Source organism: Planctobacterium sp. R6 (assembly GCF_055755215.1).
Map to the genome: position 1 here is coordinate 43,804 of NZ_JBVTQY010000009.1, position 12,991 is coordinate 56,794.

The window sequence follows — 12,991 nt, forward strand, 5'->3', positions numbered from 1 at the left end:
TGTTTGATTAACCCTTAATAATATGTAGTCCTACCCAGGCAGCGCCCAGGCAACAACTGAGATTCAAAAATATATTCAGAATACCTTTCAGGTAGTGGCCTTGTTGCAAAAGCAATAAACTGTCTACGGAAAAGGTAGAGAAAGTTGTAAAAGCCCCTAAAAACCCTATGGCGATTAACGTCCGCCAGGGAACAATTTCCAGGTGGCCATGCTCGGTCAGGCTGTAAACCCAGCCCAATAAAAATGACCCCACAACATTGACCAGCAGTGTACCAAAAGGAAACCCCTTGCCAAGCCATTGCAGCATGATTTGTGAGATAAAAAAGCGTAGTGACGCACCAAACGCCCCACCAACAGCCACCAACAGATAAATATTTAAACTACTCATAGCGTTTGTTGCTGCTGTTTTTATCCAGTTCGGCTAAATAATCCAGTTTTTCGCGGATTTGTTTTTCTAAGCCTCGGGGTTCAGGGAAATAAAACTTTTGGTCACTGAGTTCTTGTGGAAAGTAGTTTTCACCCGCGGCGTAGGCATAATCTTCGTTGTGAGCGTAGCGGTATTCCTGGCCATGACCCTGTTGTTTTGCAATCTTTGTAGGCGCGTTACGCAAGTGCACCGGTACTTCGGCATCGCCGGTTTCTGCGGCCAATTGCCGTGCTGCTTTAAAGGCTTTGTAAACCGCATTACTCTTGGCCGCACTGGCACAGTACACAGTCGCCTGGGCAATTGCCCTTTCGCCTTCAGCCGGGCCTACCCGATGAAAAATATCCCAGGCATTCACTACAATTTGTAGGGCGCGTGGATCGGCATTGCCAATATCCTCTGATGCAATGGCCAGCAGGCGGCGTGCTACATAAAGCGGCTCGCCTCCGGCTTCTAAAATACGACAGTACCAGTACAAAGCGGCGTCCGGGCTGGAGCCGCGCACTGATTTATGAAACGCCGAAATTAAATCGTAAAAGTGATCGCCCTGTTTGTCGAACTGGACCACCCGTCCCTCTACGGCATATTTGATCTCAACAGGTGTAATTTCAGCTTTGGCAACACTATGAGCCAGCTCTATACAGTTCAGAGCTCGCCTGGCATCACCGGACGCAAAATTACTCAACAGCACCAGCGCATCCTCGGTAATCGACGTATTTAGGTACCCCACAGCACGTGAGATAACCTGCTGGATTTCTGTTTTACTGAGCTTTTCCAGGATGTATAAACGCACCCGAGATAGCAGTGCCCGGTTCAGTTCAAACGCAGGGTTTTCGGTGGTGGCACCAATAAATACGATACTGCCGTCTTCGATATGCGGTAAAAACGCGTCCTGTTGGGATTTGTTAAAACGGTGAACTTCGTCCACAAATAAAATAGTTTTCTGATTAAACTGGGTTCGGTTCTGCTGTGCAGTTGCCACTGCTTCCCGGATATCCTTAATACCAGAGGTAACAGCGGAAAGGCGTATTAACTGAGCATCATTATGGGCAGCCACCATTTCTGCCATTGTAGTTTTTCCGGTTCCAGGCGGCCCCCAAAACACCATTGAATGCAGGTTTCCGGCTTCCAGTGCGGCACGTAAAGGCATGCCCTGACCAAGCAAATGCGCCTGGCCGATATAATCCTGCAGTGTTTTGGGCCTGAGTTGCGCCGCGAGCGGCGAGCCTGATTGTTGCATGGTATTTGTTACTCTGGATTTTGTTACCCTGAACTACCGTTGATCATCCAGGCTATAGCCCTCAGGCAACGTGAAGGTAAAACGCTCATCACTTATGGGCTGATTTTGTTCTACCTCGGAAAAGAACAACTGGTTGGTCTGTTCCATCTTATCCAGAATAGTCAGTGTCGTAAGATTTCCCTGGGTGAATGACAGGGTTAAAGAAATAAAATCGCTATCTGCCTTCAGGCTTTTCATGGTGAAGCTACCTACAGCGGTTTCTTCAACCAGATAGTGTTGCCACATCGGTGAGTCGGGCTGAGCCAGTAGCATTACCGGATGGTCCTGCGCCGCATTTTGTTGGTTAATGGCGACCACCTGCTCCACAAAAGGGTCAACGTGCCACAAGGTATCACCATCGGCAATCAGTTGCATTTCGTTTGGCTCGTATGACTCCCAGTACAATTTCTGTGGTTGTTTTAATAACAATATGCCTTCTGCATTTTGCAGTTCTTCGCCTAACGCATCTGATACCTTTTGCTGAAATTTAGCACTGAAAGATTGCAGTTGCGCTAACTGTTTTTTTAATGCCATTTTGCTGTCATCACTGGCCAGGGCAGAGTGTGAAAGCGTCAATACCAATACCAGATATGTAAACTTTTTAATCATTCATTAGTCCTTAGGTGGCGGTGCAGCCAATACATCGCGATTACCATTGTGCCCGGGTGGCGATACCACGCCGTTTTGCTCCATTTGCTCTACCAGACGGGCTGCACGGTTGTAACCAATTCTGAATTTACGTTGTACACCGGAAACCGAAGCACGACGGGATTCAGTAACAAACGCAACCGCCTCATCATAAAAGGCATCGTATTCCTGATCTTCGTTCTCGGCCTGTTCACCAGGTAGCATGACATCAGCACTGGCTTCCCCGTTTAAGATCTCATCGATGTACTCAGGTTCGCCGCGTTTTTTCCAATCACCAACAACGGCGTGAACCTCGTGATCATCCACAAATGCCCCGTGTACGCGGGTTGGAACCCCTGTGCCCGGAGGCAAATAAAGCATATCCCCCATACCCAACAGGGCTTCTGCCCCTTGTTGATCCAAAATAGTTCTGGAATCAATTTTCGACGACACCTGGAAGGCTATCCGGGTAGGGATATTTGCCTTAATTAAGCCGGTAATTACATCCACCGAAGGTCGTTGTGTTGCCAGTATCAGATGTATGCCCGCCGCACGTGCCTTTTGCGCAATTCGGGCAATCAGTTCTTCTACTTTTTTGCCAACAATCATCATCATGTCGGCAAATTCGTCTACCACAACAACTATGGAGGGTAACTTTTCCAGCTCCGGAGCTTCTTCATCCATACTTTGCTCCGAAGACCAGAGTGGATCTTTTATCGGTGTCCCCTGCTCTTTCGCCTTCATTACTTTGGCATTGTACCCTTTCAGGTTTCGCACACCCATTGCTGACATCAATCGGTAACGGCGCTCCATTTCTCCCACACACCAGCGCAGCGCATTGGACGCTTCTTTCATGTCGGTTACCACTTCTGCCAGTAAGTGAGGGATACCCTCGTACACAGAAAGCTCCAACATTTTTGGGTCTATCATGATAAAGCGCACATCTTCCGGTGTGGATTTATAGAGTAATGATAAGATCATTACATTAACCCCAACTGACTTACCGGAACCGGTTGTACCGGCCACCAATAAATGAGGCATCTTAGCCAGGTCTACCACCACCGGGTTTCCGGAAATATCAGCCCCCAGTACCATGGTCAGGTTGGAGGGATTAGACTGGAATTTCGGTCCACCGATTACTTCACTTAAGAACACGGTTTCCCGGGTTTTGTTTGGCAATTCAAGACCGATTACCGATTTGCCCGGAATGACTTCAACTACGCGCACTGACATGGCTGACATGGCACGCGCCAGATCTTTTGCCAATCCGGTAATTTTGCTGACTTTGACGCCAGGCGCCAAATCCAGTTCAAAACGGGTGATAACGGGGCCTGGGAACACGCCCACTACCCGTGCTTCCACGTTGAAGTCTGCCAGTTTTGCTTCCACCAGACGGGCGATTTGCTCTAACTCTTCTTCTGATATTGGATTTTGCTTTTTGTTCGGTCTGTCCAGCAAGTCAAAAGACGGCACGATACCTTCGGGTACATCTTCCAGTTCTTTAAAGGTTTTTAGCGGCCTGGCGCCTGGAACACCAACCGTAACAGCAGCTTTAGCGGCTTCTTTAGGTTCTGCTGCGGGTGTTGCTTTGGCCTCTTTTGGCGCATCCGGGGCACCTGCATCGTTAGTGATTATTGGCTCTTTGCGTTCGGTGACCTCTTCGGATACCACTTCAACCGTAACAGGCTTGGGCTTAAATAAATTGGTGATAGCAGAAAAGCTGTGGGACTTTTCGTCAGCCGATTTTCTTGCTTCGAACTTGTCTTCTTTGCGCTCAGGTACATCATAATCTTCCTGTACGACTTCCTGATCTTGATCGTCATCCAGTTCGGGCTCCGGGCGCATACTGGTGATTTCAATGTTGTGGGAACTGGCACGTGAAGTAGCAAGTTGCTTATCTTTACTTTTGTCTGTCAATCTTGGGCTGCTACTACCGTCAAACCCCAACAGCAATGGCACCTGAGTGGTCTTTTTGTAGGACCAAACACTGTAAAACCCTAAACCATCAATAATGGTCAGCCACGAAATGCCTGTTAGCAAAGTAAAGCCAGTACAAACAAAACACAGTAAGAGCAGATTGGTCCCCACCAGACTAAAAAAGGGAATAAGAGCGTGACTGATAGCTTCGCCTATCATACCGCCGGAGGTGACAGTCACCATATCATCGACATTGATACTTAAAATACCGGTAAGCCCGATCAGTAATGAGATGGCGCCAATCAAACGCAATCCGATGGTCAGATAATCCAGTTCGTAAACCGATTTACTGGTTTGGAAGATAAACCAGCCAACAAAGGCTGTCGCAAAGGGGATAACCCAGGCCAGATAGCCAAAGCACCAAAATAATACATCGGCAATCCAGGCACCTGCAGGGCCAGCAGCATTGCGTACATCAGAAGAAAACCCGGTCTGACTCCAACCTGGATCTGCAGAATTAAAGGTTGCGACAGAGAGGAACAGAAACAACGCAAAGCCAGCCGACACGATCATGCCAACTTCCATAAGTCTTTGCATACCACTTAAACGAGCCATTATGAAAGCTACTTTCCCTATTAATCTTGTTATTTATTATGATGACTGTTGCGCACAGCTTTTTATTTCACGTTTATCTTAACATAAGACGACTGCTTTACTTCTTCCATTACCACATAAGTGCGAGATTCACTCACCCCGGGCAATCTAAGCAGTATATCACCTAATAATTTTCTGTAACTCGACATATCTGCAACCCGTGTTTTTAACAGGTAATCAAAATTGCCGGAAACCAGATGGCATTCCTGAATATCTTCCAGCTTTTTAACCGCGTTGGAAAAATCTTCAAATATATCCACTGACGTTTTTACCAGGGTGATCTCAACGAATACCAGCATTGCTGCCCCCAACTTTTCTGGCGCAACCTGAGCCACGTAACCGGTAATGTAGCCCTGATTTTCCAGTCGCCTGACACGCTCCAGACAAGGCGTCGGGCTCAACCCCACCCGTTTAGACAATTCTACGTTAGACAGACGGCCATCGTTCTGCAACTCAATAAGTATCTTGCGATCGATACGATCGAGGTCTTTTGGCGTTTTTACCAGCATATTTTATGTCGTCATTTAAACTTTTTCAGATATATAATCTGGGAATATAGCAAAATAAAGTGATTCATTCTGCATTTTTTTACCTATACTCATCAAACATATTTTCTAACGAAATTAGGACCCTACTTGCTATGTTGATTGGTGTACCAAAAGAAATAAAAAATCACGAATACCGCGTTGGATTAACCCCTGCAGCGGTTAAAGAGTTTGTTATGCACGGCCATCAGGTGATGGTAGAAACCGATGCAGGCACGTCAATTGGCTTTACTAACGAACAGTATCAGGATGCTGGGGCAACAATCGTTGCTGCACCTGAAACCATTTTTGAAAAAGCGGAAATGATCGTTAAGGTAAAAGAGCCTCAGCCCAACGAATGTAAAATGCTGTCTGAAGGTCAGACACTGTACACCTATCTGCACTTAGCGCCGGACCCTACCCAAACCGATTTACTGGTTAAATCTGGTGCCACCTGTATCGCTTATGAAACCGTAACCGATCGCACAGGCGCTCTGCCCCTGTTGGCTCCTATGAGCGAAGTAGCGGGTCGTATGTCGGTTCAGGCGGGCGCGCACTTTCTGGAAAAAGCACAAGGTGGTAGCGGTACTCTGCTGGGCGGCGTACCGGGTGTGGCACCTGGTAAGGTTTTGATTATTGGCGGTGGCGTTGTTGGTACTAATGCTGCGAAAATGGCATTGGGCATGGGCGCTGATGTCACCATTTTAGATCGCTCTTTACCGCGATTAAGAGATTTGGACGATATCTTTGATGGCCGGGTTAAAACGGTATTCAGCACGGTTGATGCCATTGAGCATTATTCGTCTAAAGCGGATTTGGTAGTCGGTGCGGTGTTAATCCCTGGCGCTGCAGCGCCTAAGCTGTTAACCAGAGAGCACATTAAAAACATGAAAGAAGGCTCGGTTGTAGTTGACGTTGCCATCGACCAGGGCGGCTGTTTCGAGACTTCTAAAGCCACCACGCATCAGGACCCGGTATATGTAGTGGATGGTGTTGTACATTACTGCGTTGCTAATATGCCAGGCGGCGTTGCCCGTACATCAACTATGGCCTTAAACAATGCCACTCTGCCATTTGGTTTGGCGTTAGCCAACAAAGGACCGAAAAAAGCCATGTTGGATGACCCCCATCTGTTAGCCGGTCTGAATGTGCACAAAGGCAAAGTGACTTATAAAGCGGTTACTGATGCATTGGGTGAACAGCTGGGTCTGGAGTATATGGACGCGGCTCAGGCATTGTCGCTGTAACAAATCGCATGTGATAAAAAAAGCGCCGGGAAATGTCGGCGCTTTTTTGTTTCAGCTTAGTTTAATGGATTAGTATTCCCACCAGTTGTCCTGCCACCAGGCAAGAAACTCGTCAAAATCAATAGAACCATCACCATTTTCATCAATCAGCGCAAAACCTTCCTGCGCCTGAGATTCCTTCGCTTTGGGGGAAATAACTTTTAATAGTTCAAAAAACTCACCAAAGTCGATTTCGCCGTTTTTGTCATTGTCGAAGAAATCAAACTCTTCACGGATCTGGTTAATTTTTTCTTGATCTATTTCTTTTGTGTCGCTCATCAGTAAGCTTCCGTTTTCTGTTCTTTAACCCAGTGTAAACGCTAGACTGCGCTGGTGTCTACACTTGCGTTTTCCATATGGACTGAGCCTCACTTAGCTTTTAGCAGCCTGGCGTTGAGCACGTCGCTCGTTGATTTTCAACTTGCGCATTTTGTTCATAACATCACGCGCTTCTGTGCCAATATGCTCTTCATTACGCTCTTTAGACAAGGCAATTTGCTTCTCTCTTTCACGAAAACGCTCTATTTGAGCATCACTGTGTTGGCCAAAACAATGCGGACAGGAAACGCCTGATTCATACTTATCGCTTTGCTTATCTTCTTCAGTAATTGGCAGTCGGCAGGCGTAACATTGGTCGTAGTGGCTTTTTTCCAGATCGTGATTAACGGCTACCCGGTTATCAAATACGAAACAATCACCTTCCCATAAACTCTGCTCTTTGGGCACATCTTCCAGGTATTTTAAAATACCACCTTCCAGGTGATATACCTCTTCAAAGCCTTGTTCTTTCATGAAAGCAGTGGACTTCTCGCAGCGAATGCCGCCGGTGCAAAACATCGCTACTTTCTTGTTTTTATTGGGGTCCATATTGTCAGCAACATACTGTGGAAACTCCCGGAAAGTCTCTGTTTTTGGATTGATAGCGTGCTTAAAAGTACCAATGCCAATTTCGTAATCGTTGCGGGTATCGATAACCGTCACATCTGGATCAGAAATCAGCGCGTTCCAGTCTTGGGGTTTAACGTAGGTTCCCACCGTTTTACGCGGGTCGATGCCTTCCACGCCCATGGTAACGATTTCTTTTTTCAATTTTACCTTGGTGCGGTAAAAAGGTTGCGTGTCTTCGTATGATTCTTTGAAGGAAATCGGATTGATGCGCTCATCCTGATTAAGGTATGCCAGCAAGGCATCAATGGCTTCTCTGGTACCTGATACGGTACCGTTTATGCCTTCACTAGCGAGCAGCAATGTGCCCTTTATGCCCTGCTCTTCCATATAGGTTAAGAGTGGCTGACGTATTTCCTGATAGTTTTCCAGTGCCACAAATTTATACATGGCACAGATGACGACCTGATTCATATTGTTCTCCGCTATCCGGATCTTTAATCCGGTGCAAATTAAAATAACCACTGCCAGGATTTCAGGCAGTGTACAAAAAGCGCGCGGATTCTAGCTTACCGAGGCTTTTTATGCAAACCTGCTCAACCGACTCTGGCTAACGGGAAGAGTTTAAAAAAGTTATCTGTGGTGATTTTTGCTAGTTTCTCCAGCGGTATTTCTCTTAAATCGGCGATAAACTGAGCGACATCTTTGACATAAGCCGGCTGATTTTGTTTACCTCTGTGCGGTACAGGAGCCAGCCAGGGCGAGTCAGTTTCCACTAAGAGGCGATCCAGCGGAATTTTTTTCACGACATCTCTGAGTTCAGCGGCGTTTCTGAAAGTAACAATACCCGATATGGAGATATAAAAGCCCAAATCTAAAGCAGCTTTGGCCATCTCCCAGTTTTCAGTAAAACAATGCAAAACCCCACCACACTGTTCGCCGCCGTGTTGTTTCAGTAAGGCGATAGTATCTTCACGTGCGTCTCTGGTATGTATAACCAGCGGTTTGTTGAGCTGATTAGCCACCTGAATATGTTCAACAAAGGATTTGATCTGCACCGCTTTGCTTTCCGGCGAATAAAAATAATCCAGCCCGGTCTCACCAATCGCTACGACGTTTTCTGCCTGTGCCGCTTTTAATAATTCGGCCTGAGGACAGGCTTCATCCTGGTGTAACGGATGGACACCACAGGTTGCATAAACATTAGGCAAACCGTTGATCATATCCATCATACTGTAAAAATCGTTGACCGAAACACAAACACATAGAAAGTGATCAACCCCTTGTGCATTGGCGGTATTAATCACGTCTGTTAATTCTTCTTTGGTTTTATCTAATCGATCAAGATGACAGTGGGAATCCACCAACATTACACACTCCGGTATTATTTAATTGATTACAGCAGGGTCGAAAACTGACGCCAGGATTGTAACATTTTTTCGATGATAAGGGTTTTGTTAACGCCCTGCATGTTCAGGGTTTTACTGGCTGACAACAGTTCATTGTGCATAGCAAACACTTTGAGGCTGAGTTCATCTGAAATCTCGGAGCGCTTTACTTCATTGAGTTTGTAAGCCATCCAGTCCAGTAAAAGGTGATGTTCTTCCAACAGCTTGTTGGGCATAGCGCCACTACTGTTTATCTTTTGCAGATTTTTAAGCCAGTCGAAGCACTCCAGCAGCGCCTCATCTTTGAGTATAGCGTTAATGAGCAAGGGCCGGGACCAATAAAGTGCTAACAGCAATGTATCTGACGGGGTTCCTTGTGCTTGCAACCACTGCTCAACAATCGCCTTATCCGTGATCTGTACCAATTGTTTCTCACAGCGACTCAGTATCGTTGGAAGCAATTCATTGGCACTGGTGGCTGACATCAGAATATAGGTTTTGCGGGTTGGCTCTTCCAGTGTCTTTAACAGTGCGTTAGAGGCTGCCACAGTCATCTTATGGGCATTTTCAATGATCAGTATTTTATCTAACCCTAAGTGAGAAGTTTGATTCAGTCGGCTAATGCCCTCCCGTATGACATCGACCCCAATCGTTTTTTCGTAAGGCGTTAAAATGAGATCCGGATGATTACCCGCGGCATAGAGGGTGCAGGACTGGCACTGACCACATGCACTTTTATTCACACATAACAGGTTACGTGCCATTTGTTGCAGTATTTCTGACTTCCCGGTACCCCGGCTGCCGATAAATAACAAACCATGATGCAATTTTTGTTGTTTGGCGCGGGCCATTAACCCGTTAAACTGATTTTCGAACCAGGGATAAATCATCTTATAAACCTAACTGATACTTTCTGACTGCGGCATTGTGCTGTTGCAGGGTTTCTGAAAACTGGTGGCTGCCATCGCCTTTCGAAACAAAATAATATTCCTCTGTCATGGCCGGATTTAGCGCAGCAACAATAGACTCTTTGCTGGCCATTGCAATGGGTGTGGGCGGTAAGCCTTTAATGACATAGGTGTTGTAAGGAGTACTCTGGCGTAAATGAGCCCGGGTTAAGTTACCATCAAAATTACTTCCAATTCCGTAAATCACGGTAGGGTCGGTTTGCAAACGCATATTATCCCTGAGTCGGTTGACAAAAACACCGGAAATTCGCGGTCGCTCTTCAGCCACTCCGGTTTCTTTTTCGATGATTGACGCCAGTATCAGTGCTTCGTAAGGGGTATTTACAGGTAACATGCCTTGCCGGTTTGCCCACTGTTCCTGTAAAAAACGTTGCATATTATCGTACATGCGTACTACCAACGCTGATAGTGGCGTCTGGTAACGGACATCATAAGTTTCAGGTAACAATAGTCCTTCCAAAGAGGGATGGGTTGTGTCTAACAGGGTTAACAATTCCTCATCGGAAAGATCATTGTGAATAAAGTCCTGTTGTGATAATTCGTTGCGCCACTGTTGCCAGGTAAGCCCCTCCACCAATGTGATGCGATAGGTCTTTTCTTTGCCAGCGGAAATATCAGCCAATAACTGTTGCAGGCTGGCTCCGGGCACCAGACTGTAATGCCCCTGCTTTATGGGATATTCATCGGCCAGCAGGCGAATATGGAGTTTTAGCAGCAGGGAGTTTTCTATCAGCCCCTGTTTGTCGAGCTTGTGCAATAAGCCGGTAAGAGGTTCACCACGCGCCACATCCAAGGTTTGTTCCTGGGTAACATTAATGGGTTGCGCCACAACAGCAAAAAACGCTTTGGATGCAAACCAAATACTCAAAAGTGCGGAGACGCCAACTACGACAATAAAAATCCTGCGTTTGAACACTGCTCTAGATTCCCTTTATAGTTAGATGTTGATTCAATTTCGCCTGTAATCTGGTTACATTCTGGTTGCTTAAATGGATTGATTGCTCAGCACCCAGGCGCAAACAATTCACCGCAACAACACGCATTAAACTATTGCAGATCAGCATGTCGGTGGCCTGCTCTAAGGCATTCAGAGAGGCTCTGATGTGTGTGACCTGTTGGTTGTTTGCATGTAAATACTGAATCAGATGGTTACGCATAACACCTTCAACCCCTGAAAAATGAAGGTCCGGGGTAAACCAACGGTTGTGACTTTTCCAAAACACATTGCCGGCGGTGACTTCCACAATTTTGTTATCCGTATCCAGTACCAACATATCCTGTGCAGCGTTTAGCTCTAGTTTTAACAGACTTTGCTCTAAACGATTCAGGTGCTTTAAGCCCGCGAGCGAGGGCTGTTTGCTCAGGCGATTGCCCGCGACGGATAACTCAATACCTTGCTTTTGCCATTGGCTATAATCAGGTTGCCCTTCCATCACTTTAATGTAACACCTGGGCTGCATTGCAGTGTCACGGGCATAACCTCTGCCACCATCACCTGCAGAGATGATGATTTTGACAACCCCGCAATGTATGGACTTAACCGCTTCTGACACTTGCCTTCTTAGCGAATCCAGGTCTTGTTCTGTTACCGGAATACGCAATTTTTGGCTGCCAGACTTAAGCCGCAACAAGTGCGCTTCCAGCAACTCTATTTCACCACGCTCTATCGCCGCCGTAGTGAAACAACCGTCACCATAACTGGCTGCTCTGGATTCAAAAGGATAATCGAAACTTATATGCATAAAAAAAGCCTGTATAAACAGGCCTTTATTGTGACAGTTTTTGGCTGACTATGAAATACGTTTCAGTAATACAGAACCGTTGGTACCACCAAAACCAAAGGAGTTACACAAGGCGTACTCTTGTTCAAAGCCTTTAGCTTTACCGGCCACAAAATCCAGATCACAACCTTCTCCGGGCGTGGTCAGGTTCATGGTGGGTGGTGCCACTTTATCGCGCAGCGCTAAAATGGTAAAAATGGTCTCCACTGATCCTGCTGCACCCAACAGGTGACCTGTCATGGACTTAGTAGAGCTGACCAACAGCTTTTTCGCATGTTCACCAAAAATTGATTTGATACCAGCTACCTCTGCGACATCACCTGCCGGCGTGGACGTGCCGTGAGCATTGATATAACCCACGACTTCCGGGGAAACACCGGCATCGTTTAGGGCATTTTGCATTGCCGCAGCACCACCTTCGCCGTTCTCTGGTGGTGAAGTCATGTGATAAGCATCGCCACTCATACCAAAACCAACCAGTTCAGCATAAATTTCTGCGCCGCGAGCTTTAGCACTTTCATACTCTTCAAGCACCACGACACCTGCGCCCTCGCCCATGACAAAACCGTCCCGATCGGCGTCCCATGGACGACTGGCGGCCTGCGGGTCGTCGTTACGCGAAGACAGTGCTCTGGCAGCAGCAAAGCCCCCCATGCCTAATGGCGTGATAGCGGCTTCGGCACCACCGGCCACCATAGCGTCGGCGTCACCGTAGGCAATCGTACGCGCAGCAATACCGATGTTATGCACACCAGTGGTACAGGCAGTTACGATATTCAGATTTGGCCCTTTTAAGCCTTCCATAATAGACAGGAAGCCAGAAATCATATTGGTGATGGTAGAGGGTACGAAAAACGGAGAAATTCTTCTGGGACCGGAATTGGTTAGCTTAGTGTGATTTTCTTCAATCAAACCCAGACCACCGATACCGGAGCCGATGGCAACACCGACTCGTGATGCATTGTCTTCGGTGATTACCAGACCAGAATCCGCAAGCGCCTGTTTACCCGCGGCTATACCGTACTGGATAAACAGGTCCATTTTTTTGGTTTCTTTTTTAGGGATATAAGATTCTACGTCAAAGTCTTTAACTTCGCCTGCAAAGCGAGTACTGAAATCAGACGCGTCAAAGCGTGTGATTTCCCCTATTCCACTTTTCCCGGCCAGAACATTTGACCAGGTAGAAGCAACATCGTTGCCGAGTGGAGACAGGATACCAAGACCAGTAACGACAACACGTCTTTTAGACATATAAGCC

At 46.8% G+C, this 12,991-nt stretch carries 12 protein-coding genes and 2 pseudogenes; 1 reads left to right on the plus strand and 13 read right to left on the minus strand.

The genetic code is table 11. From position 1 onward, the window contains the following. Nucleotides 1-7 precede the first annotated feature (7 nt). The 6 genes and pseudogenes from crcB to lrp form a co-directional block, all read right to left on the minus strand. The gene (gene crcB / locus AC0J20_RS08065; RefSeq protein WP_229527355.1) at nucleotides 8-388 is read right to left on the minus strand and encodes a fluoride efflux transporter CrcB; all 381 of its coding nucleotides are present in this window, start codon (nucleotides 386-388) and stop codon (nucleotides 8-10) included. Continuing rightward, complete coding sequence (locus AC0J20_RS08070; protein ID WP_473021304.1) at nucleotides 381-1,664, minus strand: replication-associated recombination protein A; 1,284 nt, start codon at nucleotides 1,662-1,664, stop codon at nucleotides 381-383. Before AC0J20_RS08070 ends, crcB begins: the two co-directional genes overlap by 8 nt. 33 nt (nucleotides 1,665-1,697) lie before the next feature. After that, the gene (gene lolA, locus AC0J20_RS08075; RefSeq protein WP_473021305.1) at nucleotides 1,698-2,312 is read right to left on the minus strand and encodes an outer membrane lipoprotein periplasmic chaperone LolA; all 615 of its coding nucleotides are present in this window, start codon (nucleotides 2,310-2,312) and stop codon (nucleotides 1,698-1,700) included. A 3-nt stretch (nucleotides 2,313-2,315) separates the two neighbouring features. After that, nucleotides 2,316-3,800, minus strand: a pseudogene (locus AC0J20_RS08080) (DNA translocase FtsK); the annotation flags it as partial. 588 nt (nucleotides 3,801-4,388) lie between these two features. Further along, a pseudogene (locus tag AC0J20_RS08085) lies at nucleotides 4,389-4,862 on the minus strand (DNA translocase FtsK 4TM domain-containing protein); the annotation flags it as partial. Nucleotides 4,863-4,924: 62 nt separating this feature from the next. Continuing rightward, complete coding sequence (gene lrp / locus AC0J20_RS08090; RefSeq protein WP_229527359.1) at nucleotides 4,925-5,410, minus strand: leucine-responsive transcriptional regulator Lrp; 486 nt, start codon at nucleotides 5,408-5,410, stop codon at nucleotides 4,925-4,927. A gap of 131 nt (nucleotides 5,411-5,541) precedes the next feature. Between lrp and ald the strand changes: the two genes are divergently transcribed. Beyond that, on the plus strand, nucleotides 5,542-6,672 hold the full coding sequence (gene ald / locus AC0J20_RS08095) for an alanine dehydrogenase (protein WP_229527360.1): 1,131 nt from the start codon (nucleotides 5,542-5,544) through the stop codon (nucleotides 6,670-6,672). Nucleotides 6,673-6,741: 69 nt separating this feature from the next. On the opposite strand, the gene AC0J20_RS08100 is transcribed toward ald, so the two are convergent. The 7 genes from AC0J20_RS08100 to fabF all read right to left on the minus strand — a co-directional run bounded on the left by AC0J20_RS08100 (nucleotide 6,742) and on the right by fabF (nucleotide 12,984). Then, the gene (locus AC0J20_RS08100; protein ID WP_229527361.1) at nucleotides 6,742-6,990 is read right to left on the minus strand and encodes an EF-hand domain-containing protein; all 249 of its coding nucleotides are present in this window, start codon (nucleotides 6,988-6,990) and stop codon (nucleotides 6,742-6,744) included. A gap of 93 nt (nucleotides 6,991-7,083) precedes the next feature. Then, entirely contained in the window at nucleotides 7,084-8,070 is a 987-nt protein-coding gene (gene trhO, locus AC0J20_RS08105; protein ID WP_473021306.1) for an oxygen-dependent tRNA uridine(34) hydroxylase TrhO, read from the minus strand. 122 nt (nucleotides 8,071-8,192) lie between these two features. Further along, nucleotides 8,193-8,966, minus strand: a complete 774-nt coding sequence (locus AC0J20_RS08110; RefSeq protein ID WP_473021307.1) for a TatD family hydrolase — start codon at nucleotides 8,964-8,966, stop codon at nucleotides 8,193-8,195. A gap of 26 nt (nucleotides 8,967-8,992) precedes the next feature. Next, the gene (locus tag AC0J20_RS08115; protein ID WP_473021308.1) at nucleotides 8,993-9,874 is read right to left on the minus strand and encodes a DNA polymerase III subunit; all 882 of its coding nucleotides are present in this window, start codon (nucleotides 9,872-9,874) and stop codon (nucleotides 8,993-8,995) included. Between the two features lies 1 nt (nucleotide 9,875). Next, nucleotides 9,876-10,868: an endolytic transglycosylase MltG gene (gene mltG / locus AC0J20_RS08120; RefSeq protein ID WP_229527365.1), complete on the minus strand. Its 993-nt coding sequence runs from the start codon at nucleotides 10,866-10,868 to the stop codon at nucleotides 9,876-9,878. 4 nt (nucleotides 10,869-10,872) lie between these two features. Then, entirely contained in the window at nucleotides 10,873-11,694 is an 822-nt protein-coding gene (gene pabC, locus AC0J20_RS08125; protein ID WP_473021309.1) for an aminodeoxychorismate lyase, read from the minus strand. Nucleotides 11,695-11,742: 48 nt separating this feature from the next. Beyond that, nucleotides 11,743-12,984, minus strand: coding sequence for a beta-ketoacyl-ACP synthase II (gene fabF, locus AC0J20_RS08130; protein WP_473021310.1), 1,242 nt, complete (start codon nucleotides 12,982-12,984; stop codon nucleotides 11,743-11,745). Nucleotides 12,985-12,991 lie beyond the last annotated feature (7 nt).